Source organism: Methylotuvimicrobium sp. (genome assembly GCF_050611805.1).
Classification (GTDB): Bacteria; Pseudomonadota; Gammaproteobacteria; order Methylococcales; family Methylomonadaceae; genus Methylotuvimicrobium.
Map to the genome: position 1 here is coordinate 81,715 of NZ_JBNGHF010000001.1, position 23,396 is coordinate 105,110.

Below are 23,396 nucleotides of genomic sequence, written 5' to 3' on the forward strand. Positions count from 1 at the left end.
CGTTATCCGGCAACAATATTGCCGGATAAGCATTAATCGGGCGATTTGTTGCCCTGTCAACCGTAAGGAGAGTATTCATGAAAGTCTTTGAACAATGGGAATCCGAAATTCGCGGCTACTGCCGTGTGTATCCGACCGTTTTCAAATCGGCCTCCAATGCCCGTCAAGTGGATGAGTCGGGAAAATCCTATATCGACTTCTTCGCAGGCGCCGGTGTACTCAATTTCGGCCACAACAACCCGTTGATGAAAAAAGCCTTGATCGATTTTATCGAGGCGGATGGCGTAGCCCACAGTCTGGACACCTACACCACGGCGAAACGCGATTTTATCGAAGCCTTCGCCAATTCCGTGCTTAAACCGCGAAACATGAATTACAAAATGCAATTCATGGGACCGACCGGAACTAATGCGGTCGAAACCGCGCTGAAATTGGCGCGCAAGGTCACCGGGCGCCGTACGATCATTGCGTTCAATCACGGTTTTCACGGCATGACACTGGGCTCGCTGGCCTGCACGGCAAACCAATATTTCCGCAATGCCGCCGGCGTACCACTGGAATATGTCCGTCATGAACCCTTCGGCTGCGAAAAGCCTTGTATCGGTTGTCAATTAGGCTGCGGCCTGGAATCGCTTGAGCAATTACGCGCGCAATTTTCCGATTCGTCGAGCGGCTTGGAACCGCCGGCGGCGTTTTTAGTCGAACCGATTCAAGCCGAAGGCGGTGTCAATGTGGCCAGTCGAGAATGGTTGCACGCCGTGCAAAAACTGGCGCACGATCTGGGCGCGCTATTGATTTTTGACGACATCCAGGCAGGTTGCGGGCGCACCGGTCAATATTTCAGTTTTGACGGCATGGATTTGGAACCGGACATTATCACGTTAGCCAAAGGCATCGGCGGCTTCGGCACACCGCTGGCGATGAATTTGGTCAAGCCGGAACACGACCAACATTGGCAACCTGGCGAACATACCGGCACTTTCCGGGGCCAAGGCTTCTCCTTTATCGCGGGCAAAGTCGCGCTGTCCTATTTCGACAATGACGCATTGATGAATGATGTCACGCTCAAAGGCGCCAAGATGCAGCAGCATCTCGAAGACTTGGCGGAGCGCTTCGGTCAAGGGCGGCTTCAAGTGCGCGGCAAAGGCATGCTGCAAGGACTCGACATCGCCGACGGCGCCTTAGCGAAAAACATCGTCAATCTTTGCTTCGAACACGGACTGCTACTCAGCGCCTGCGGAACTGGCGGCAAGGTCATCAAAATGATTCCGCCGCTAACGATTCCGGAAGCCGATCTGCTCGAAGGTTTAACGATTTTCTCGGGCGTCTTAGCGGATGCTTTGGAGGCCTTATGATTGAACGCGACGACATGACTTTTCCGTTCGCGGAATACCAACGCCGAATCGACGAACTGCGTGGGCGGATGCAAAAACGGCTGCTCGACGCTGTCGTAATTAGCGATCCGGAAAACCTGATGTATCTAACCGACTATCAAACGACCGGCTATTCGTTTTTTCAGGCCCTGGTCATCCCGCTCGACAACGAGCCGTTCATGATCACTCGAAAACTCGAAGAATCCAATGTTTATGCGCGGACTTGGGTGGAAATCACGCGACCTTATCCCGATACCGGCGACGCCATTCAAATGCTCGTGGAATCGCTTCGAGAATTCGGCTTGAATGGCAAACATATCGGTTACGAACGCAACAGCTACTTCTTTCCGGCCTATCATCAAGACTCGATTCACACGACCTTTACCGACGGGCGTTTATTGGATTGTTTCGGCATCGTCGAACAAGGACGCATCACGAAATCACCTGTGGAAATCGAAATCATGCGCAAGGCAGCCCATGCGACCGAAGCCGGTATGATGGCCGGATTCGAGGCTTGCGTGGCCGGTGCGACCGAAAACGAAATCGGAGCCGCGATCAGTGCCGGCATGTTTCGAGCGGGCGGCGAGACTCCCGCAGTAATGCCTTATGTCACCAGCGGCCCACGCACGATGATCGGCCACGCAACTTGGGAAGGACGCATCGTACAACCGGGCGAGCACATATTCCTCGAAGTCGGCGGCTGCTATCGGCGCTACCATACCGCGATGATGCGCACCGTCGTTCTGGGCGATATGACGGATACATTCTATAAGGCTCAGCAAAAAATGAAATTTGCGCTGCAACGGCTGAAAGAAATCATGCGTCCCGGCCTGACGGTCTCGGACGCCGATAATCTGGTACGCGCGATCATCACCGACAACGACATCGGCGGCAGGCTGATCACGCGTTCGGGCTATTCGATCGGCATCGCGTTTCCGCCAAGCTGGGACGAAGGTTACATCATCAGCCTAAAGCAAGGCATTTCGACGGTGCTGGAAGAAGGCATGACATTTCACATCATCCCGTGGATGTGGGGCGTCGAAGGCGATAAAACCATGGGCATATCGGACACGCTTTACGTGACAGAAAATGGCTGCGAATCCTTTTTCACGCTGGATCAGGATTTTGTCGTAAAGCCCGAGTACGGGGCTTAGGCAAGGAGGGTTATTCTTGGCTCCCACGTTCCAAAGATTATGAAATAACCATGAACAGTATGAAGAATTAGATTGTTGACTTTATAGGCTTTTTCTTCAGTTCCTTCATGTTCTTCATGGTGTATAAATTTTTTATGTTGTATCCACTAACTTACGGCCTCAACAGCGTGGGAACGATGAATCATGATATTCCTAATCTACTCCCTTTTGATCGAAAAACCGTCTAAGAATAAAAGGTATGAGGTGTGTCTATCGATGACCGCCGTGAACCCATCCATGAGGGCTTGACGGCAGCGCTCGAACGCCAAGGATGGCGTGAATGCAGATTTTGCATGGAGCAAAAATCTGCCCTGCTGCCGACATCCTCGCGAGCCACGCCCCATACCTTCATAAAGTTAGCTAATTTTTGATTATAAAGGGAGTAGCTTATTCAACGGAGAACGAAACTAATGAGCATACAAGTTATTAATCCATCCACCGGTGAATTATTGGGCGTAAGCCCGGAACTCGACGCCGTCGATCGCGATGCGGCTCTTGATCGCGCGCAAACAGCCTATGCAGATTGGAAAAAACAATCCTTTGCGCAACGCGCGCAAGTGTTACGTAACATAGCTCAGCGCTTACGCAATGATGTAGAATCGTTGGCGCCGCTGATGACCCTGGAGATGGGTAAACCGATCAAGGAGGCCCGCGCCGAAGTGATGAAGGCAGCGCTCTGCGCCGACCATTACGCCGAACATGGCGAGAGCTATCTTGCCCCAGATACATTGGCATCTGACGCCAGTCTTAGCTATGTGCAATATCTGCCTTTGGGCGTTGTACTGGGCATTTTGCCTTGGAACGCACCATTTTGGCTGGCTTTTCGCTTTTGCGCCCCGGCATTGATGGCCGGCAACACCTGCCTGATGAAGCACGACCCGCACGTTCCGGCCTGCGCCGAAGCAATCGCGCGGCTATTTGAGCAGAGCGGTGCCCCGGCCGGTCTATTGCAAAATCTACCCTTGTCGAACACCGATGTAGAAGCGGTCATTCGCGATCCACGCGTACAAGCCGTCTCGTTGACCGGTTCGGATAGAGCCGGCACTGTCGTGGCCTCGATCGCCGGCGCTGAAATCAAACCGGTCGTTCTAGAATTGGGCGGTTCCGACCCCTGCATTGTACTGGCCGATGCCGATTTGGACAAAGCCGCCGATGTAATTACGCTGTCGCGCATCATCAATGCAGGCCAATCTTGTATCGCCGCCAAACGCATCATTGTCGAAGCCGGCATTCATGATGAACTCGTGACACGGCTTGAAGAACGTCTAAGCAAGTTGAAACTAGGCGACCCGAATGAGGAAAGCACAGACATCGGCCCTTTGGCGCGAGAAGACCTGCGGCTAAACCTGCATCGCCAGGTTCAAGAAACGATTGCCGCCGGAGCGCAATGCAGACTCGGCGGCGAGATACCGGAGGGGCCGGGCTATTTTTATCCGGTCACTTTACTGACCGACGTCACGAACGATATGACCGCCGCCCGAGAAGAGACTTTCGGCCCGGTCGCCGTCGTTATCAAGGCCGAAGATCAAGACGAAGCGATGCGCTTAGCCAACGACAGTCAATATGGTCTAGCCGCCAGCATCTGGACGGAGCGGTCGCGAGGCGAAAAGCTGGCTCGGCAATTGGAAACCGGTCAAGTTGCGGTCAACGGCATCGTTAAAACCGACCCCAGACTACCAAGCGGCGGCGTCAAGCGCTCAGGACTCGGCCGCGAACTTGGGCCGCATGGCATGCACGAATTTGTCAACGCGCAGCAAGTTTGGCTGGGTTAAGATTCTTGGAGTTTATCGTTCGAACGTTTACAAATTCTGGCCTAACCGCGGGCGCGTGGTGAAGGGCGCGGTTACTCGCCCGACAGGACGCCATAAACCCAGCACCTAAATTCCATAGCCTATTGCCATGATTAATTACAGAGATAATTTAGGTGCTGGGTAAATACGTCCATGTAGGCTCGACGGCGGCTTTCCCTGCCGCCGACGCCTGCCGGTCGAGCAACCGCACCCTTCTCGGAACCGGCAGTGCCGGAACAGAGTTTTGTATATCGAAAAATTAGTTAATAAGACTGGCACCATGAACTTTCACAGTAATTATTAAGTTTCTTCAGCTAAAGTCCAAAGATCAGCATATCCCTAGCAGGACGGGGATTGCAAGCCCTGCGCGTCAAGCTAAAAACAGCCAACCCACATCTCGCTCTTTCCCAAGCTAGAGCTCACTGCCATTAAGTTAAGCCGTTCGTGGTGAGCCTGTCGAACCATGGACGGCTTAACTTATCGACCCAGGATTTTTCCATTCACCCTTCGAAAGGCTCAGAGCGAACGGAAAAATCCTTAACTTAATGGCAGTGCAAGCTAGAGCTTGGGTAACAGCATATCGCGGATTTGGTAAATGGCAGCGTTCTCGCAACCGTACCTGCACTCAAACAAAGCGATGGGTTTCCGCTTCGCTACTACCCATCCTACGGCTCTAGGGTCCGCAATGAGTACCCTACGCCTGGCATTACGTTCGTATCAAGACCTTCCGCTAGCGTATCGGCAATAAGCCCAACTCGATTTTGTGGCTGTACATGTGCTCTTGCCGGCAACTGCTGCGTTCGTTTTGCAGACATTCTATTAAGGCACTCATTGGCTTGGACAGTGCGCCGTCACTGGAAAGACGCTTCAGATAAGCCATCGACCTCGCCTGAAGATAATAGCCATCGCGATTCCCCAGTCCACGTTTTTGCAAGCAAGTCTGCCAGTATCCCGGCACCGGGCCGAGCCAATGACTCGCGTGCAGCATCGTCAAAGCAATTTCCAACCCTTTCGGGTCCATGTCGCTGAACACGATGACCGTTTTATCCGCGCCGAAACGCTTGACGAAATCGCGGCAGACATTGGTTTTCGAGCCGGTCTTCGGATCGCCGCGATAAACCCATAATGCCCGCCTCGCTATAGACGGCAATTCGAACGAAGCGCATAAAGACATGATAGCCAGGTTCTCGACGACCACGACAGCATCGTGCTCGACCGTTTCGATGCCGGAACTCGGACAAAACACGCCAGCCGCCATGATCGAAGCAGGCTGCAGCGTGATTCGACCGCCGTTGATGCAGAGCGCGCCGTCGGGACTGTTCAGCAGCAAATAATCTTCACTGACAGGCTTCCCAGCCAGTTTTTCGTTCGCGTGATGTTTAGCGACTGTCAGCCTGTCGTCCGGCAGGCGTTCGCGCAGGGGATCGAAGCCGGTTTCTTCCGCGACCCGCCGGCGCAGTTCGAGCTTGTCTTGCGCGGTGAAGACCAGTTTGCCTTTGTGCAAATGGCCGCACCGATAACGTTCGGTCACTTCGTGGCCCAGCGCGCTGACGGGGCGAGTCGTGCTTCGGTCCGGTAGGTTAGCGACGAGTTCGCTGATCCAGTTGAACAATTTTCGGTTCATTCATTTACACCCGGCGCAGCGAAATCTCGTGAATCACTTGATTTCCGTTGAAATCGGACAGATTTTCACCCTGCATCTCCAGCGCTACGACGCTTCTCATACGCTGCGGCAAGCAGCAATATTGCGCGAACACCATGTCCAGCCACAATTCGGCCTTGATTTCGAGCCCTTCGCCCTGCCAATACTGCAGCGCCGACGTGCTGCGGCCTTGCCGCTCGAGCGCCGATGCAAATAGGCTTTCGATGTGGGCCTCGTAAAGGTCTCGATGATATTCGATTCGCTCAGGAATCTGCGTGTCGAGTGGGGCGGAGGCATTGTCTCGGGGCGGCGGCGCGAGTGGTTTGGTTTGCCGTCTCAATTCCTGCACGATCTCGACAAGATCGGCTTGGAGAACTGGATTGGCCGTATCGATGCCGGGCGGCAAGTTCAGGCCGGGACCGCGCCTAAGCAGTTCCGGAACGGGCTCCTCAATGCTCCAGTCAAACGGTTCCCATTCCGGGTGTTGCCTCAGAAATTGAGCCATTGCGCGGGTTCGGTTCGCGGTCTGTTCCTGCAGACGCAGCGTGAACAGCAAGGTCTTCATGCGAGCGACGATGCTGGTCAGCCGCTCGACGATGCTCTTGTATTGATCTATGAAACGGATGATCTTACGGCTCAGCTCGGGCGGAATCGCGGCCCAGCTTAACCAGTCGTAGCAATCGTTCAGATCGACCTGATTGAGTTCCTGCACCAGCCGCTGCGCATACGCCAACGCACGACGGTTTTGCCGGATCTTGCTGTTCAGCGACGAGACGAAGCCGAACTGGCTCGTGATCGCCGCGAACATCACGGACAGGCTCGTTTCCAACGATTCGATCGCCTCGTACAGCGTGTCGTCGATCTGTTCCAGATGATAGCGCGCCTCGTCCTGATCGTTTCGCTCGAGCGCGCGCCGATAGTCCTCGATGTCTTCCTCGACGGTCAAAATCATCTTGCCCAGATCGATCGCCTGCTGATAGCGCTGATTGCGCAGCAGCAAGCGATCGATCAGGCGTTTGACGTCGCCGGTCAGGCGGTATTCGTCGCTGACGTCTGCTGTGCGCAAGATGCCGGCCTTTTTCAGACTGTCGATCGCGGTGCGGTTGTCGTCGTCGACGAACATCGTTCCGTCGATATAGGTTTGCGCCAGCAAGCGGTCGGCGCCGGCCAGCTTGCGGATCAAGCCGGCGATCTGTTCCCGGTCGAAACTCATAGAAACAATTCCTGCTGCTCCACGTCTTCGGCATTGGCCGCGTGCTTGTCGAGCTCCAACGCCTCGGCGTCGTTCAGAAACGCGATGATGCGGTGCAGATAATCGATCTTGCCGGTCGCAAGATAAAGCGAGCCCTGCGGATTCGGCTTGACCAGATAGCCGATCTGCTCCAGTTTTTGCAAGACCCACGACAACTGTTCGGAGATCGCAGTCTTGCTGGTCTTGAACAGCGTCAACTGAGTCAGCCGGTTCAATTGCTCGGTCAGCGACGGCTCGTGCTCGATCGCGTTCAAAAGCTGCGTCATGCGGATTTCGTCGCGCGCCCGTATCGGCATGTCCTGCCCGAGCGCGGTCATGACCATGTCCATCCATTCGACGACCGGGCGCAATTGCGCGCGGATTTCGGCGAAGGCTTCGCGAATCGGACCGCGGTTGCTGTCGTCGACGACCGTGTAGGCGGCATAATAGACCTCGCCGTCCAACGACAACAAGGTTCTGTCCAACGGTTTCAGGAACGCGTCGATCTTGTCCGAATTGGCCGGCTGCGACAAATAATCGTAGGCATCGGGATAGGCGGTCGGGCAAATGAAATGACCGCTCAACAGCGCTTCGGCGACCTGCTTAAACATCGGCGTTCTCCCGTTGCATCGCATTCAACAATTGATCGAGCTTGCTGGCCGGCAGTTCGACCTCATGCAGTCTCTGCTTGTTCAGCAGATAGCGCCGGCTGAACAGGGCGAGCACATGCCGGTCGGCGGTCGGCGTCGCTGACAAAATCTGTATGTTCTGTTTCGCGAGCAAATTCATCATCGCTTCGATGTTCTCGGGCGCCAAATCGCCCAGCTCATCGATCGGCCAGCAGACAACAGTCGGATTCTGCTTGCGCAGCATCGCCGTCACGCCGGTGAAGAACGTGATCAAGGCCAGATAGGACAGTCCGGTGGAGCTGACGTCCTTCAGTTCCTTCGCGTTACGGGCGTGCTTGAGCTGGCCGTTCTCGTAGATGCTGAACTCGATGTCGAACAGCGACAAATGCTTGATCTTGAAACCCGACGAAGGTAGCAGCGCGGTCAGCTCGCTCATCGCCTGAATCAGCTCGTCGGGGATGTCCCGATGGCCTATCAATTCGGCGTTGTCGCGGTATTGACTGTAATTGTCGCCGAATTTTTTCAGCGCCTGCCAATATTCCAGATCGCTCATCTTCGAGCGGACGTTGACGGTGATCTCGCCCAGCGCTACGAAATATTGTTCTTCGCTGATGTATTTAGACAGCTCCGAGCCGGTGTGCTTGATCGCGCGGTCGAAGTTGTAGAGATGCTGATAAAAGGCATTGACGCCGGTCGCATGCAGCTCTATCTGTTGCGCGGTGGCTTGCTTGACATGCTCGACCATTTGCAGCACATCAATCAACGGCTGTTCGATCTCCAAGGCCTCGTTCTGAAAAAACGGGCCGCCATTCCCTGGCGCGGCCAGCGCCTGTTGCCAGGCTTCGGCCAACTGGCTGCGGTGATGTTTGCCGAACAATTGCACGAGAATCTGCTTGCCGCTGTGGATCGCATGCTCCTGGCGCTTGCGATCCTTGAGACTGTCTTGGGTCAGGCGCGGCAAGGTGCCGGCCGCGTATTCCGGTAGACCATCGGCGCGCACGGGCGGGGCGTTGCGCAATTGTTCCATGCATTGCTCCAGTTGCGCCGACAGGCTGTTGTTTTTCTTCACCTGTTCTTCTAGCTCACCGATTTGCTGGTTCAACTGTGTCCGTAGCCGTTGAAAACCCTGCTTCAATTGCTTGATTTCGTCGTTCAACTGTTGAAACTGGCGCTGGCGGTCCTCGCGTTGCCGGCACAGTTCTGGATACTGTTGCCAGCGTTGTTGCAACCAGTCCAGATATTCTTCGGCTTTGCGCTGGAACCTGCGGGCTTCTTTTTCCTGGCATTGGGCTTCCTTGAGCTTAGCCAGTAAGGTCAGCAAGGTCTGTTCATCGGCACCACTATCTTTTAACTGGCTTTTCAATTGCTGCTTGACGCGGCTTTGTTCGTGTTTGAAATGCTCGCTATCTGTTTTGATTTGCTCGTCTATCGTTGCTAGCAGATTCCCAAGGTCCGATTCGAGGATGCACTTGCTAGCTAGGTGTTCGTTTTGTAGTTCTTGAAGTGCTTGTCGTTGCTCATTTTCGATATCGGCCAAAGTTTGGTCGCAGGTTTTGATGTCGGCAGATAATCTGTTGATTTCCTGTTCCAACTTATGCCTGGCTTTAGCTGTTTCGGCTTCGGTCTGGTCGGCCAGCGCATTAGCCTCGTTGCGCAGGTTCTCCTCGATCTTTTCGGCCTGTTGCACGCCTTGCTGGGCTTTATCAAATGCGTTTTTGGCCTGATCGCGCAGTTTGTTGGCGGCGTGCAAAGCCGCTTCCAGTTCTTCGCATTCTTTTTTTATTTTGCTGACATGTTCGAATAGCCTAGCTTCCTCATGTTCCAGTTTGGCCTTGTCGTCCGTCAAATAGCTGCGATCAGCGAGCGCATCCAAGTTTATGCTAAGGCCGTAAAAGTCTCGACTGGCCGGACCACTCCATTGAGGGTCTAGGCCGGTATGATCCAACAACTCCGGCGCGATGACCCGGCCTATGTTTTGTTGCCAGCCTTCGGCTTCGTGCTCCAGATAATATTGCAGCGATCCGGCTTCGGGCCGAAGACGTTTTTGGCAATCGGCGCGGCGCTCCTCCGCGCGCTTGGTTTCGGCTTTCTTATCTTGGAGTTCCCGTTCGGTTTGCTGGTAATGGTTCAGCCTGATTTGGTAGTCGCTTTGCGCCTCGGCTTGGGTCTGATAAGCCCGTTTGGATACTTTACTCGCCGATTCCAATACTTCCCGGTTTTTCTGCTGTTGCTCGCTCAACGCGGCGGGAATAGGCGGATGTTTTAGCTGGCTTTGCTTGATTTGGAAATCGGTATTAAATTGAGCCCGTTGCTCTTCAACGGGTTGCAATCGGCTTTCTTTAGCCTGCTGCAACCGGTCCTTGCGTTGCTGGAATTCGGCCTCGGCTCCTCGAAGATTTTGGCTTTGCTGCAGTTTTGCGTCGGAAGCTTGCTGCCGGTATAGTTGGGTTTGGGTTTCGTGCCTGTGCTGCAGTTCCGTCAATTGCTTTTCGTAGAAACGATGGATTTCCTGAGTCTTGTGTTCCAGCGCATCCAGCTCGGTTTGAATGTCCTGCTGCTGTTCGGCGTATTGCTCCGCCTTGGCGGCCTTGACAGCAAAGCTTTCGGCGCCTTGTTCTTCGAATTCGAGTTTCTTTTTTTCCATTTGTTCGATCTCAAAAACGAATTCTTTCAGGCGGACATTGGCTTCGGTCAAGGCATCTTCTTTAGGCTCGATTTGCTCCTTGTGGCTTTGTTGCAGTTGGTCGCGTTGCTGAGTCAATTGCTTCAGGTTGTTTTCCAGCGTTTCAGCTTCTTGTTGGGTGACTTTGTGTTTGTCCTGAGTCAGGAAGTGAATATGCGACAGCGTCTTGAGCGTTTCCTTGTACTCGCCTATCGTCTGCAGCAATTCGTCGAAATCGCCGCGCTTCGCCTCGATCTCCCGTGCCGCGGTCAAATCGGACAGCCACGCATCGATGTGTTGTTTATTCAGTTGAAAGGGTTGCTGCTCGTCTTCGTTCTGCAGGAAGGTCTGGCTGAGTTTGTTGCGCGAGATATCGATCAGCATTTGTTTGATCACGTCGAAATCGCCGATTTTTTCGATGACCGAACCGATGACCTTCTCGATATGCGTCATCGGCGCGAAACCCATCGCAAAACGTTGCTGCAGCGGACGCAACCACCGCTTGCCGCTGCTAACCTGATGACACTGGATAATGCTGCAATAATCGTCGACCGCGATGAAGCGGGAAGCCTCGGCGTTCAGCGTTTTGTAGAGGCGTTCGATGCTGTGGCTGTCGCGCGGCAGACCGTTCTCGCCGATATAAAAATCCTGCCGATAAGGGGCGTCGATGAACTTGTATTTGGCGCCGCGACCGTCGCTCTGCACCATGACATGACAGACCTGACCGTGCGGGCGTTGATATTCGTAGACCAGACAACTGCTGCCGCGTGGCAGGTAATAATCCAGAAAGCCTTTCTTACTGCCGCTGCCGCCGACGATATTGCTCGGCCGCTCGCCCCAGAACAACTGCATCAAACGCAGAAAAGTAGTCTTGCCGGCCCCGTTCGTGCCGCTCAGATTGGTGTGACCGTCCAGCTTCAGCAAAACGGACTTGCCGGGCCAAAAACTGTCGATCAGAATAATTTTTTGCAGTCGAAAACTATCAGACATCTCTAAAAGGGGTCAGGTTACTTTTTATTGCCATCTCTGGCTTTTTTGGGGCGGCCTTGCGGCGCAATTTTGACGCGTCGACCCAAAACAGTCTCGATTTCATGCTGAAACTTGTCCGAACCCAGCGCACAATCTTTGTTCAAATGCGTACGTATCGCTCGAATGTCATGGTCGGCCAAGGCTTGCGTGCAGAGTTCGCGGTAGGCCATTGCTCGGGCCTTGGGGTTCGCAGCCAGAAGGCGATATTCCGGCGGCTCCTCCAACCATTCCATGCCGCTTCCGGTCACATGATGCTGGCAACTGGACCAACGGTAATCACATGGATAGTCCACCATGCCGGCCCGTACCGGATTCAATTCAATATAACGCATGCACGTCAACAAGTAACGCTCGCTGTCGATCAAACTCGATTTGAAACGCCCTTCGAAGAGCGTTCCGGTGCGCTGGTAGGTCTTATTGATGTAACGGACATACCGCCGGCCGACCGATTGCATCAAACCGGAAATCCCGCCCGACGCCTCGCTCATTGCCAACAAATGAACATGATTCGTCATCTGCACGAACGCGTAAAGCTTGCAATGATTCTTCACCAAGGCTTCACGCAGATATTCGAGATAGATCGAGTAATCATTTTCATCAAAGAAAATGGGCTGGCGATTATTGCCGCGTTGCACAATGTGCTGCGGGACATTCGGCAAATCGAGGCGCGGGAGACGAGGCATGGCTTTGGTATGTTTAAAGGACTAACGAAATAATAGCATAATAATGTAACCTGACCCCTTTTTCTAAAACCGGAGCATTTCGCGTGCTCTATGTCGCCAAATTTGCCAACGCTGTCTATGTGGTGCACTGTTTTCAGAAAAAGACCCAGAAGACCAGTCAGGCAGATATTAATTTAGCCGCCAAACGCTATCGTGATTTACTAAAGGAGCCAACCTAATGAATAACGAGCAATTTTCCAGTGTGTGGGATGCTATCGAAGACACGCCTGAGGAAGCCGAGAACATGAAACTTCGTTCGACTCTAATGAGGATTTTAATAGATCACATTATCCACGCCGGATTAAATCAAGCGCAGGCCGCCAAATTGCTCGGCGTTACCCAACCGCGTATCTCTGATCTTATGCGCGGCAAGATTAATTTGTTTGGTCTAGATGCCCTAGTCAATATGGCCGCATCAGCCGGTTTACATATCGAGATGCGGGTGCGAGAAGCGGCATGATAATACTGCAGAATGGGCCGCAGCGTGTTTTCCGGCGTTAATGCTGGTCAGGCTGTTTTATAAAGCCAATCGATTATGCAAACTGTTAAACAAATCGACCATGATATTGCTGATCACCTGAACGTCCAAGCCAGCTTTGACCCCAAAAAGTATCCTGACCCCTTTTCCTTGTACTGACGTTAGCCCTTCCTACCGGGTTACTCAGATGAATTAGCGCCCTCTTTAACTTGGAAGCTGACGTTGTTTACGCATCCAGCCCAAAACGCCCAACATCGAGACAAATAGCAGCCATGCACCGGGCAAGGGAACTGATGTTGCTTCCAGATGATAGGTATAGACGCCGGAGTTCATTGGTTGGGAACCGTCCAAGATCAGTAGACCATCCTCAAGCGTTCCCGACAACACCGATAGAGACCCTGTAGAAAACCCGGTACAATATGTATTTGGTCCAAACGGCATGCTGCATGGACCATTATTACCTTCGAATGAGACATTGTTGGTACGAATATTAAAGGTTGGGAATACGAAGTCCGCCGGCAAATCCTCAGCCTCTAACAATGGATTGCTGAATTCCAACCAGTTGCTGATGAATTCAAACGTGCCTTGCGATCCTGTGACGTCACCACTCTGATAATATCGCCACCAGTAACGTTGAAACTGCACATCGAAGCTACCGGCCAGTTCAAAAGTTTGTTGTGTTTGACCCGAGCTGTCTTCAATGTCAAAAACGATTTCGCGAGTGTTGTAAAGAATCTGACTATTAGCGGTATCGATGGTATAGCGCTGGGTAATCACATCAACACCGGAATCAACAACGATTACGGCATTGGCATTGCTTACACTCATCAGGTTGACAATGGTCAAGGCTACAAAGCCTTTGACTAACGGTTTATTTAATTTCATAGAGTTCGCCTCATTTGGATAAAGCCTGAACGTTAGCACAAGCCTCCGTGCTCAGCAATAAAATCCGTGATCGGAAAAGGGGTAGATCATCTTTTTGATAGCCTGAAGTAGTGGTCTGATGTAATGCATACGCGGGATTTGCCGTTAGGTAAACGCACTCCTGATTGGCGTATCAACGAAATATTGTTAGCGGAACAAAGAGTCGTTATCACCAAAGATGCCGATTTTATGAGTTAGTTTTTGATTGCATCGGTGCCATACAAGCTATTGCTTGTGTCTTCGGGAAACATCTGCAATAAGACGTTAGTAGAGTTGTTCGAGAAAAACCTCTCGGCGATCGTCGAAAAAAGTAACCCTTTTACGCATGTGTTCATTCAGGAATGTAAATTTACCACGCCATCTATGGCGGCCTCGGTTATTTGCGGTTCAAGCAAAGCTGGCCGTACTGCCTGGAATACATCAAGCGGTCAGGCGTACACCGATTGGGATGCCGAGCAAGTCGCTACTGCCTCGTCTAGATCATATGCGATAGGGGCTCCATGAGGTTTACCATACCGCGTTAAAATGGGGCAGTTTCTTTATTATTACTGCTATCTCACTTTTTTTGGACGCCCTCATACCTGTGATCCCTAAATTGGGATTTGCCGGGATGCTGGCGGGGATTAAACAAATCGAAATGTCCATGATAGGATAATTCGTATCAATTAGGACCCGACCGAGGGTCCAGCGGCTCATGCCGCATTCCCAACGCCAAAAAAATAACGGAAGCTCGCCTACAACTCGATGAATCAGCAACAAATCAAACAACTCGAAACCGAACTCTGGGCTAGCGCCGATAATCTGCGGGCCAATTCCAAACTGACAGCGGCGGAATACAAAGACCCTGTGCTAGGGCTGATCTTGCTGCGCTATGCGCAAAATCGCTACGAGCAAGCCAAGGTTGCCATTGAAGCCGCCATGCCGGAAACCCCGCGCGGCAAACTAAAGCCGACTAAAGAACACTTCTTGGCGGCGGGAGCCATGCTGGTTCCCGAACAATCGCAATACGACTATCTCGCCAATCTGCCCGAAGGCGTCGGCATTTGCGAAGCCTTGAATACCGCGATGCGGCTGATCGAGGAGGAATACCCCGATCTGGCCGGCATTTTGCCGAAAAATTATCAGGAGCTGGACCCGGATTTATTGCGCGAACTCATTCGGGTATTCAACAAGGATTCTGTCAAAAACCTTAGCGGTGACGTATTCGGCCGCATCTACGAATATTTTTTGATGAAGTTCTCGATGAGCGGGGCCGGCGCTCAGGAAGGCGGCGAATTCTTCACTCCGCCGTCTTTGGTGCAATTGATCGTCAACCTGATTCAACCCGACCACGGCATCATTCACGATCCGGCCTGCGGTTCCGGCGGCATGTTCGTGCAAACCGGCCACTTTATCGAAGAGCACGGCGGCAAAAGCGTCAACGAAACCATCAAATGCTACGGCACCGAGTTAAAGTCCAATAATGCCAAATTGGCGAAAATGAACTTGGCGATCCACGGCATCGAAGGCAAGGTCATCGAAAGCAACAGCTTTTACTCCGACCCGCACGACCTGATCGGCCAATGCGACTTCGTGATGGCCAATCCGCCGTTCAACGTCAACAAGGTCGATAAAGACAAGGACTATGTCAAGACCGACCCTCGCCTGTTTAAAGACATCGGCATCCCCAAGGCCGACAACGGCAACTATCTGTGGATACAATATTTTTACCACTACCTCAACGCCACGGGTCGCGCCGGTTTCGTCATGGCCAGTTCGGCCACCGACGCCGGCAACACCGAAAAAGCCATCCGCCAAAGACTGATAGCAACCGGCGCGGTGGATTGCATCGTTTCGGTGGGTAATAATTTTTTCTACACCCGCTCGCTGCCTTGTCATGTCTGGTTTCTGGATCGCGGCAAACGCGAAGAAAACCGCGACAAAATCCTGATGATCGATGCGCGCAACACCTTCCGCAAAGTCACGACCACGATCAACGACTATTCGCCCGGCCAGTTGCTGACCTTTGCCGCGATCATGAACGCCTATCGCGGCGATTCAGATGCAATAAGCAACGCAGTCATGCAATTGCAAGCCCAGGCGATTGAACAAGCCGCTAATCTGGTAGAGGCCGTCAACGAGTTACGGCAACAGTGTGCCGGAGCCATGTTTAACAACACTGCGTTGAACTTTAAGGCCGCACAACTTGAATTGGCGCAATGCATCATCCTGGCTAAGCATGCCGATTACGCCGCTTGCCATGCCCTATTGCAAACCTTTGAAAATCCGGTACCAAGGCTGGCGGGTTTGCTGGAAAGCTATAAAACCCAACTGGATACGGCCAAAAAAGCGCTGGATAAAAAAGACAGCGCCGGCAAAAAACGATTGGATGAGCAAGGCAAACTGCTGCGCGAATTGAACGCCGAGATCAACGCCTATCAAAACCGGTATTGCAAAAGCCAGGTCGGCGAACCGCTGCACGATTACAAGCAAGCCTTGAAAGACTGGCATCATTTGACCCAATACTTTCCCGACAGCCGTTACGACGATGTCGAAGGCTTGTGCAAAATTGTTAATCTAAATGAGATTGAAGAAAACGACTACAGCCTGACGCCGGGGCGATATGTGGGTTACAGCATTCAGATCGATGAGAATTTTGATTATCAGGGTAGGATGGGAGAAATTCATCGCAAGTTGGCTGAGTTAAATGCTGAAGCGAATGGGTTGATGGAACAAATTGTAGGAGGCGCTGCATGACAGTCGCCTTATGGAAAACTAAAAGGCTGTCAGATTTGGCTGATATGTGCCTAGGTAAAATGCTTGACCAGAACAAAAACAAAGGAACCTATTTACCATACCTTGCAAATACAAATGTACGTTGGGGTGAGATTGAGTTAAGCAATCTTAGGGAAATGAGGCTTGAACCTAATGAATTTGAACGTTATGGTTTGGTGCCTGGTGATATTGTTATGTGTGAAGGTGGCGAACCAGGGCGGTGCGCAATTTGGAAGGGTCAAACCTCTTCGATGATGATTCAAAAAGCCCTTCATCGCATTCGTGCAAAAAAAAATGTCAGTAGTGTTTTTCTTTACTACGCACTTCTGAATAAAGGTATTCAGGGTCACTTTGATGCTTATTTTACTGGAGCAGCAATAAAACATCTCACAGGGGAAAATTTAGCAAAAATTGAAGTATTGATTCCTCCCTTAAGCATTCAACAAAAAATCGCCGCCATTCTGTCCGCCTACGACGACCTGATTGAAAACAACTTAAAACGCATCAAGCTTCTGGAAGAAATGGCGCAAATCACCTATGAAGAATGGTTCGTGCGCCTGAAATTCCCCGGCCACGAAACCACGCCGGTAGATCCGGAAACGAGCTTGCCGGAGGGGTGGAAGAAAACAACTCTTGGAAATTGTTGCTCACTTGTTATGGGACAAAGTCCAAAATCAGAATTTTATAACTATGAAAAGAATGGATTGCCTTTCCATCAAGGTGTAAAAGACTACGGTTTTAGGTTTCCTGAAAATACTTGCTGGAGTACCGATGGTTCAAGGATAGCAAAGGCCAAAGATATTCTATTTAGCGTAAGAGCTCCCGTCGGACGGCTAAATATAGCAATTGAAGACATTATTTTAGGTCGAGGCTTGTCAGCAATACGCCATAGAAATAACTCGCAATCATTTCTTTTCTATCAGCTAAAGCAAATCTTTTTTCAAGAAGATATGCTGGGTGGTGGTGCTATATTTGCATCAGTCACAAAGGAAGATATGTTGCGTATTGGATTAATAAAACCCGATAAACGCACCGAATCAGAATTTAATCAATTTGGAGCGGCAATTGACCAAAATATTGAAAATTTGCACCGACAAAACCAACTCCTCAAAGAAGCCCGAGACATCCTGCTGCCGCGTCTGATGACCGGCATGATCGATGTCGAGCAGTTGGATTTGCCTGAGCCATTAGGTGAATTGTCATCAAATCTGACACAAGAGCCGCAAGCCGCATGAGCCTTCTCTATTTGAATCTAGTCATGTTTAACGTCCCGGGATTGATGCCTCGATGATAAAACCCTGGATCAGCAAAGCCATCGCATACCTGCAAAGCAGCCTGTCGCCTGTGCCGCAAGAATTGAACGAACTGGACTGGAAATCCAACCTATCGCCGAAAAAAGACAAGCTGTGCCAGCACTTATGCGCCTTCGCCAATCTACCGGGCGGCGGATTTCTAATATTTGGTATTGAAGATAAAACCGGCACCCCGGCCGGTGTAGATAAGAAGGTTGCCGACAAAATTGTCGAACAACTGGCAAACCTTTGCCGTGCCGGCGTGGAGCCGTTGGTGAGCATGGATCATTCGATGCAACTGTTCGATGGCTGCCCGTTGTTGTTTGTATATATCAAGGAAAGCGCGGTTAAGCCAGTCCATCTGTTCCATAAGAGCATCGAGGACAGTTTTATTCGAAGCGGCGGAACTACTCGCCCGGCGTCGCGTTTGGATGTGGCGGCTTTGCTGTTGAACAGCAAAACCCCGGTTTTTGAAGAATTACACGCTTCGACCCTGAAGAACGCTACAGAAGTGATGACTTTGCTGGACATTGCCGGGATTCATGCTTTGTTGAAAAAGCCGACACCGAGCAATGAAGAGGAAATCATCTACTGGCTGCAACAGGAAAAGATGATCGAAGATGTGGACGGCAAGGGCTTTTACATTACCAACTTCGGTGCATTGGCGGCTGCGCAAAACTTATCGCAATTTGATGGTTTGGCGCGTAAGGCTGTGCGGGTGATTCAGTATGAAGGCAAAACCAAAACCCAGGGCAGTAAGGAGTTTCCGGATAATAAGGGCTATGCCATTGGTTTTGAAGAGTTGATTCAGTTTTTGAAAGGCATTTTACCGGGCAGCGAGGTGATTAGACATGCGTTGCGAACCGATGCGTCGATTTATCCGGAAATCGCGTTGCGCGAGTTGATCGCCAATGCGCTGATCCATCAAGATTTTACGATTCGTGGCAGTGGGCCAATGATTGAGGTTTTTTCGGATCGAATCGAAATATCCAGTCCTGGTAAGCTGTTACCGGGTAAGAAAATCGATCGCTTGATCCGGGCAACGCCGGAATCGCGCAACGAAGTATTGGCCGCTGCATTCAGACGTTTTAATATTTGCGAGGAACGCGGTTCTGGTTTTGAGAAGGCCATTACCGCGATTGAGTTATTCGGCTTGCCACCGTTGAAGGTGGAAGAAACCGACAGTTCTTTTAAAGTCATCATGTACAGCCCTAAGACTTTTGCTGAAATGACAAGGGAAGAACGGATCGAGGCTTGTTATCAGCACAGCATCATTCAATACTACGGGGCAGGCGGAATGAACAATACCTCGTTAAGAAAGCGTTTTGGTATGCATGATAAGCAAAGTCCGCAGATTTCTTTGCTTATCAAGGAAGCTGTGAATGCAGGCAAGATAAAGATTAAAGATCCGGAAAGCTCGAAAAAATTTGCGGTGTACTTGCCGTATTGGGTTTGAGGTTTAACGGCTACAGCAGACAAAGTAGCTACTAATGTCGCGTTCTTATTTAACTGTAATTCGGAAAATTTCTAATAATGGTTAAATATCAATGATTTGTTATTTAACTGTAATTCGGAAAATGTATGATAGTAGATAAAAATCGATGTCTTGTTTTTATTTGTTAAAGATAGGAGCTTAAATGATGAAGTTGTTGGTTGCTACTACTGGATTCTTATTTAACTGTAATTCGGAAAATTTTTGATAGTACAGAAAAAACAATAGCTTATTATTTATCTGCCAAAGATAGTAGCTCAGATAATGAAGTAGTTGCTGCTATCTACTAGTAACTATTCAGTCCCCCGGAAATTATCGTTCCCACGCTCTGCGTGGGAACGATAGGGGGTGTGAATAATTACATCTACTACTACATTTTAATTTAACTGTAATTCGGAAATTCAGCAATAGTTATTAAAAATCAGATACTTGCTATTTATCTGATAAATTTGGAAGTCAAGGCGGCGTAATAGACTTAAAACTCATCGCTTAACATAATTGACCAAGACTCAAAAAACTTAGCTAATCTTATATTTTTTAAAGGGATAACTATTTTCTGCAATGAGCTACGAATATTCCGAAGACGGCCTGAGTGAGGCCGCAACACAAGAAGTCCTGGAAGATTTAGGTTGGTCGGTGGTCACAGCCTGGCAAAATGAATCCCTGGCAACTCAGGCCGACCGTAGCGACGGTTTGCTGGGGCGGCTGGATAAATCCGAAGTGATTCTGGAGCGCTATCTGTTACAGGCGCTACGGACATCGAATCCCGATGTACCGGAAGCCGCTTATCAACAAGCGGTGAATGTGCTGAAGGAATCAGCGGCGGACAAGCATCCGGCAGCGATTAACAAGGATAAACATGATCTTCTGGTCAAAGGCGTTCCGATCAGTTATCAGGACGAGAAAGGGATATTGCAGAAAAAATGCTTGAAGGTCTTTGATTTTGACGACCCGGCGAACAATCATTTTCTAGCCGTCAGGCAATTTGAGGTAGTGGGCAAATTGTATAACCGCCGCCCGGATGTCGTGGGGTTTGTGAACGGTATTCCTTTGGTGTTTTTTGAGTTGAAAGCCCATCACACCGATTTGCGCCATGCATTTGACAATAATCTCTCCGACTATAAAGACACCATCCCCGAAATCCTGCATTGCAATGCGTTTATCATTCTGAGCAATGGCGCCGATAGCCGAGTCGGTACGCTGACCAGTCCGTATAAATTTTTTATGGAATGGAAGCGCATCCAGGAGGACGACGAAGGCGTGGTGAGCCTCGATACGTTGCTACGCGGCACTTGTGCGCCGCATCGTTTGCTGGATTTGTTCGAGAATTTTTTATTGTTCGATGGCGAAGGGTCCGAAGTCACCAAGATCATGGCCAAAAACCATCAGTTCATCGGCGTCAACAAGGTAATCGATCGATCGGCCCATATTGAAGCGCTAAAAGGTAAGTTGGGCGTGTTTTGGCATACTCAGGGTTCCGGAAAGTCCTATTCGATGGTGTTTCTGTGTCAAAAAATTCTGCGTAAGTTGGGCGGCAGTTACACGTTTTTGTTGGTTGTCGATAGAACCGAGCTTGAAAATCAGCTTTACGACACCTTCAGCAGCGTGGGCGCGGTCACCGAGGATAATGTACGCGCCAAGAGCCGCGACCATTTGCGTGATTTATTGACCGAAAATCATCGTTATGTGTTCACGTTGATTCACAAGTTCTCGATCGATCCCAAGAAGGAAACGGACTACCCTCTGATTACCGATCGCCCCAATATCATTGTGATTTCCGACGAGGCGCACCGGACTCAAGGCGGCGCTTTTGCCAGCAACATGCGTTTCAAAGGAATTCCCAACGCCTCTTATCTGGGCTTTACCGGTACGCCGATCATTAAAAACGAAGTGGAACTGACCCGGAATATTTTCGGCGAGTATGTTTCGGTGTATAACTTTAAGCGGGCGATCGTCGATGGCGCAACGCTACCGCTGCGTTATTTGAATCGCGGCGAAAAGCTGGGTATCGAAAACCCCGATCTGGACGAACGCATGTCCGATATCATCGATGATGCCGAGCTGAATGACGATCAGCGGCGAAAACTGGAACGGGAGTTTAAACGGGATTATCCGATTTTAACGTCCGAGCGACGATTGGATGCGATCGCCAGGGATTTGGTATGGCATTTCAATGACCGCGGCTATCAAGGCAAAGCGATGTTTGTGGCGTTGGATAAACCGACTGCCGTGCGGATGCACGACTTGGTTATGAAATATTGGCCGGAATATGTCGCCGAACTGAAACAGCGCATTCACGATGCCGACGATCAGCAAGAAGAGCTGAAACTCAAGCATCATTTGAAACGGGTTGAAGCAACCGAAGTGTGCGTGGTGGTTAGCCCCGAACAAAATGAAGTTCGGAAATTCGCCAAATTGGGCCTGGATATTGAGCCGCACCGCAAAAAAATGGTCGAGCGCGATTTGGAAACCGAATTCAAGGATGACGAAAATCCTTTTCGTTTAGTGATAGTTTGCGCGATGTGGATTACCGGGTTTGATGTGCCGAGTGTCTCAACGGTGTATCTGGACAAGCCGATCAAAGGGCATACGCTGATGCAAACCATCACGCGCGCCAATCGAGTCTATGACGATGAAAAAGAAAACGGTTTGATTGTCGATTACGGCAATGTATACAAACAACTGGAAAAAGCCTATTCGGTCTATGGCGAGGGCGGCGCTAGAGGTAAACGCAAAAACGGCGATGAGGAAAATGACTCGGGCCGGCCCTTGGAAATGCTGGTTGCAATGGCCGACGAGTTGGCCGATGCTATTTTAACGGTACGTCAATTCTTGCAGAACGTAGCGTTCGACTTGGATAAATTATTGCTTGCCGGAACCGCCTTGGAGAGGTTGAGCCAATTAAAACAAGCAACCAATGCCGTGTGTTTGAATGCAACCATGCGGACTCGATTCGAAGTTGCGGCGCGCGATGTTTTCAGAAAATACAAGGCGTTGTACCCGGAACCCGAAGTCAAACCTTTTGTTCAGGCTTTTAACGCGATTGAAGCGATCTATGAGCAGTTGAATCAGAAAACCAAGCTGGCCGATATTTCCGATGTCATCCGCAGGCTGCAACAGGAAGTCGATATTAGCGTCAACGTTCGAGACAACGAAATCCGCGATAACGATTTTGTTGATTTGAGCTGCTTGGATTTCGATAAGCTTCGGGCGGCGTTTGCCAAATCGAAGCAAAAAAATGCGGTGGTGTTCGATCTGCAAGCAGCGATTCAAAAAAAACTGGAGCAAATGGTTCAGCAGAACCCACTTCGTTTGGAATTTTACGAAAAATATAAAGCCATCATTGCCGAATATAACCAAGGCAAGGACATTCAATCCGTTCAAAAAGCATTCGACGATCTGAATGATTTCATGCAAAACGGGCTGATGCCGGAAACGGAAAGAGCGATGCGCGAGGGCTTGGATGAAGAAACTTTGGCGATTTTCGATTTGCTGAAAAAACCGGAGTTGACCCGAGCAGAAGAGCAAAAAGTCAAAGAAGTCGCCAAAACGACATTGGCGACCTTGAAAGCGGAAAAATTGAAAATCGAGCGTTGGCGCGAGAGCACTCAAGTCGCCGCGCAAGTGAAAACCCTAATCGATCACAGTCTACAGTGGTTGCCGCAAGAGACTTACCCGGATGAGGAAGTGGATATGAAAAGTTTACTTGTTTATCAGCATATCTACGCTAATTATCAAGGTGCGGGCGAAAGTCGCTACGGGCATTTTTGAAAACTGAAAATCTCTCACTCCCAAGCTCTAGTTCTCGCCGTTATACACAAGTATAAATATACCTACTTGCACAAAACGGAGCGACCGAGCGCTAGGTCTTCCGAAAAGGCTATTGGTGTTGGCATTAGCGGCTTCGATAGTCGCGACGTAGGCGTCGCTCCTACAGCGCTTGTAACCCTTTGTGGGAGCGATCCCCAGATCGCGATTTCGAGGCCGCGAGTGTTAAGCGACAAAAAATGGTATCGAGGCCTCATTGGCTAAGATTGCAAAAGGGTAATTCATGACTTATGTATAACGATGAGAGCTCTAGTTTGGAAGTGTATATAGCCCAAGCTCCGTTTGGCGTTTGTACAAGCAGAGCTTGACGGTAGGCGTTCCCAAGCTGGAGCTTGGGAACGAGACAACGAAATCCGA

The 23,396-nt window shown here is 50.6% G+C and carries 17 protein-coding genes; 11 read left to right on the forward strand and 6 right to left on the reverse strand.

Going from position 1 to position 23,396, the window contains the following annotated elements:
- The first annotated feature begins 77 nt into the window (after positions 1-77).
- The 3 genes from ACRJJO_RS00375 to ACRJJO_RS00385 all read left to right on the forward strand — a co-directional run bounded on the left by ACRJJO_RS00375 (position 78) and on the right by ACRJJO_RS00385 (position 4,338).
- Positions 78-1,355: an aspartate aminotransferase family protein gene (locus ACRJJO_RS00375; protein ID WP_431064022.1), complete on the forward strand. Its 1,278-nt coding sequence runs from the start codon at positions 78-80 to the stop codon at positions 1,353-1,355.
- On the forward strand, positions 1,352-2,527 hold the full coding sequence (doeA, locus tag ACRJJO_RS00380; protein WP_431064023.1) for an ectoine hydrolase: 1,176 nt from the start codon (positions 1,352-1,354) through the stop codon (positions 2,525-2,527). The genes ACRJJO_RS00375 and doeA overlap by 4 nt, the downstream gene beginning before the upstream one ends.
- A 449-nt stretch (positions 2,528-2,976) precedes the next feature.
- A complete protein-coding gene (locus ACRJJO_RS00385) occupies positions 2,977-4,338 on the forward strand; it encodes an NAD-dependent succinate-semialdehyde dehydrogenase (RefSeq protein ID WP_431064024.1) in 1,362 nt (453 codons plus the stop codon).
- A 748-nt stretch (positions 4,339-5,086) separates the two neighbouring features.
- Here the strand turns inward: ACRJJO_RS00385 and ACRJJO_RS00390 are convergent.
- Genes ACRJJO_RS00390 through ACRJJO_RS00410 form a run of 5 tightly spaced genes read right to left on the reverse strand, consistent with a single transcriptional unit; the run spans position 5,087 to position 12,232 of the window.
- The gene (locus tag ACRJJO_RS00390) at positions 5,087-5,980 is read right to left on the reverse strand and encodes a DUF7281 domain-containing protein (RefSeq protein WP_431064025.1); all 894 of its coding nucleotides are present in this window, start codon (positions 5,978-5,980) and stop codon (positions 5,087-5,089) included.
- Positions 5,981-5,984: 4 nt separating this feature from the next.
- A complete protein-coding gene (locus tag ACRJJO_RS00395; protein ID WP_431064026.1) occupies positions 5,985-7,211 on the reverse strand; it encodes a hypothetical protein in 1,227 nt (408 codons plus the stop codon).
- Entirely contained in the window at positions 7,208-7,840 is a 633-nt protein-coding gene (locus tag ACRJJO_RS00400) for a condensin complex protein MksE (protein WP_431064027.1), read from the reverse strand. The genes ACRJJO_RS00395 and ACRJJO_RS00400 overlap by 4 nt, the downstream gene beginning before the upstream one ends.
- A complete protein-coding gene (locus ACRJJO_RS00405; protein ID WP_431064028.1) occupies positions 7,833-11,510 on the reverse strand; it encodes an ATP-binding protein in 3,678 nt (1,225 codons plus the stop codon). The genes ACRJJO_RS00400 and ACRJJO_RS00405 overlap by 8 nt, the downstream gene beginning before the upstream one ends.
- 17 nt (positions 11,511-11,527) lie before the next feature.
- Positions 11,528-12,232: a transposase gene (locus ACRJJO_RS00410; RefSeq protein WP_431064029.1), complete on the reverse strand. Its 705-nt coding sequence runs from the start codon at positions 12,230-12,232 to the stop codon at positions 11,528-11,530.
- A 50-nt stretch (positions 12,233-12,282) separates the two neighbouring features.
- On the opposite strand from ACRJJO_RS00410, the gene ACRJJO_RS00415 reads away from it, so the two are divergent.
- A complete protein-coding gene (locus tag ACRJJO_RS00415; protein WP_431064212.1) occupies positions 12,283-12,450 on the forward strand; it encodes a type II toxin-antitoxin system RelE/ParE family toxin in 168 nt (55 codons plus the stop codon).
- Positions 12,450-12,731 (forward strand): helix-turn-helix domain-containing protein, encoded by a 282-nt coding sequence (locus tag ACRJJO_RS00420; RefSeq protein WP_431064030.1) that lies wholly within the window; start codon positions 12,450-12,452, stop codon positions 12,729-12,731. The genes ACRJJO_RS00415 and ACRJJO_RS00420 overlap by 1 nt, the downstream gene beginning before the upstream one ends.
- Positions 12,732-12,953: 222 nt before the next feature.
- Here ACRJJO_RS00420 and ACRJJO_RS00425 read toward each other — a convergent pair whose 3' ends face one another.
- Positions 12,954-13,634, reverse strand: a complete 681-nt coding sequence (locus ACRJJO_RS00425) for a hypothetical protein (protein WP_431064031.1) — start codon at positions 13,632-13,634, stop codon at positions 12,954-12,956.
- A 123-nt stretch (positions 13,635-13,757) separates the two neighbouring features.
- Between ACRJJO_RS00425 and ACRJJO_RS00430 the strand changes: the two genes are divergently transcribed.
- The 6 genes from ACRJJO_RS00430 (at position 13,758) to ACRJJO_RS00455 (ending at position 22,982) form a co-directional block, all read left to right on the forward strand.
- A complete protein-coding gene (locus ACRJJO_RS00430; protein WP_164515585.1) occupies positions 13,758-13,871 on the forward strand; it encodes a hypothetical protein in 114 nt (37 codons plus the stop codon).
- A gap of 129 nt (positions 13,872-14,000) precedes the next feature.
- A complete protein-coding gene (locus ACRJJO_RS00435) occupies positions 14,001-14,177 on the forward strand; it encodes a DUF4357 domain-containing protein (protein WP_431064213.1) in 177 nt (58 codons plus the stop codon).
- 240 nt (positions 14,178-14,417) lie between these two features.
- Positions 14,418-16,409 carry a type I restriction-modification system subunit M gene (locus ACRJJO_RS00440; RefSeq protein WP_431064032.1) on the forward strand — a complete coding sequence of 664 codons (1,992 nt, stop codon included), beginning with the start codon at positions 14,418-14,420 and terminating at the stop codon, positions 16,407-16,409.
- Positions 16,406-17,662 (forward strand): restriction endonuclease subunit S, encoded by a 1,257-nt coding sequence (locus ACRJJO_RS00445; RefSeq protein WP_431064033.1) that lies wholly within the window; start codon positions 16,406-16,408, stop codon positions 17,660-17,662. The genes ACRJJO_RS00440 and ACRJJO_RS00445 overlap by 4 nt, the downstream gene beginning before the upstream one ends.
- Positions 17,663-17,714: 52 nt before the next feature.
- A complete protein-coding gene (locus ACRJJO_RS00450; RefSeq protein WP_431064034.1) occupies positions 17,715-19,175 on the forward strand; it encodes an ATP-binding protein in 1,461 nt (486 codons plus the stop codon).
- A 597-nt stretch (positions 19,176-19,772) separates the two neighbouring features.
- Positions 19,773-22,982 carry a type I restriction endonuclease subunit R gene (locus tag ACRJJO_RS00455; RefSeq protein WP_431064035.1) on the forward strand — a complete coding sequence of 1,070 codons (3,210 nt, stop codon included), beginning with the start codon at positions 19,773-19,775 and terminating at the stop codon, positions 22,980-22,982.
- Positions 22,983-23,396: the final 414 nt, after the last annotated feature.

What these genes read in the sequence shown, in the direction of transcription:
- ACRJJO_RS00375 (WP_431064022.1), top strand. Translation starts at nt 78, where the DNA reads ATGAAAGTCTTTGAACAATGGGAATCCGAAATTCGCGGCTACTGCCGT.
- doeA (WP_431064023.1), top strand. Translation starts at nt 1,352, where the DNA reads ATGATTGAACGCGACGACATGACTTTTCCGTTCGCGGAATACCAACGC.
- ACRJJO_RS00430 (WP_164515585.1), top strand. Translation starts at nt 13,758, where the DNA reads ATGCATACGCGGGATTTGCCGTTAGGTAAACGCACTCCTGATTGGCGT.
- ACRJJO_RS00445 (WP_431064033.1), top strand. Translation starts at nt 16,406, where the DNA reads ATGACAGTCGCCTTATGGAAAACTAAAAGGCTGTCAGATTTGGCTGAT.
- ACRJJO_RS00455 (WP_431064035.1), top strand. Translation starts at nt 19,773, where the DNA reads ATGAGCTACGAATATTCCGAAGACGGCCTGAGTGAGGCCGCAACACAA.
- ACRJJO_RS00410 (WP_431064029.1), bottom strand. Translation starts at nt 12,232, where the DNA reads ATGCCTCGTCTCCCGCGCCTCGATTTGCCGAATGTCCCGCAGCACATT.
- ACRJJO_RS00400 (WP_431064027.1), bottom strand. Translation starts at nt 7,840, where the DNA reads ATGTTTAAGCAGGTCGCCGAAGCGCTGTTGAGCGGTCATTTCATTTGC.
- ACRJJO_RS00385 (WP_431064024.1), top strand. Translation starts at nt 2,977, where the DNA reads ATGAGCATACAAGTTATTAATCCATCCACCGGTGAATTATTGGGCGTA.
- ACRJJO_RS00405 (WP_431064028.1), bottom strand. Translation starts at nt 11,510, where the DNA reads ATGTCTGATAGTTTTCGACTGCAAAAAATTATTCTGATCGACAGTTTT.
- ACRJJO_RS00395 (WP_431064026.1), bottom strand. Translation starts at nt 7,211, where the DNA reads ATGAGTTTCGACCGGGAACAGATCGCCGGCTTGATCCGCAAGCTGGCC.
- ACRJJO_RS00420 (WP_431064030.1), top strand. Translation starts at nt 12,450, where the DNA reads ATGAATAACGAGCAATTTTCCAGTGTGTGGGATGCTATCGAAGACACG.
- ACRJJO_RS00440 (WP_431064032.1), top strand. Translation starts at nt 14,418, where the DNA reads ATGAATCAGCAACAAATCAAACAACTCGAAACCGAACTCTGGGCTAGC.
- ACRJJO_RS00390 (WP_431064025.1), bottom strand. Translation starts at nt 5,980, where the DNA reads ATGAACCGAAAATTGTTCAACTGGATCAGCGAACTCGTCGCTAACCTA.
- ACRJJO_RS00450 (WP_431064034.1), top strand. Translation starts at nt 17,715, where the DNA reads ATGATAAAACCCTGGATCAGCAAAGCCATCGCATACCTGCAAAGCAGC.
- ACRJJO_RS00425 (WP_431064031.1), bottom strand. Translation starts at nt 13,634, where the DNA reads ATGAAATTAAATAAACCGTTAGTCAAAGGCTTTGTAGCCTTGACCATT.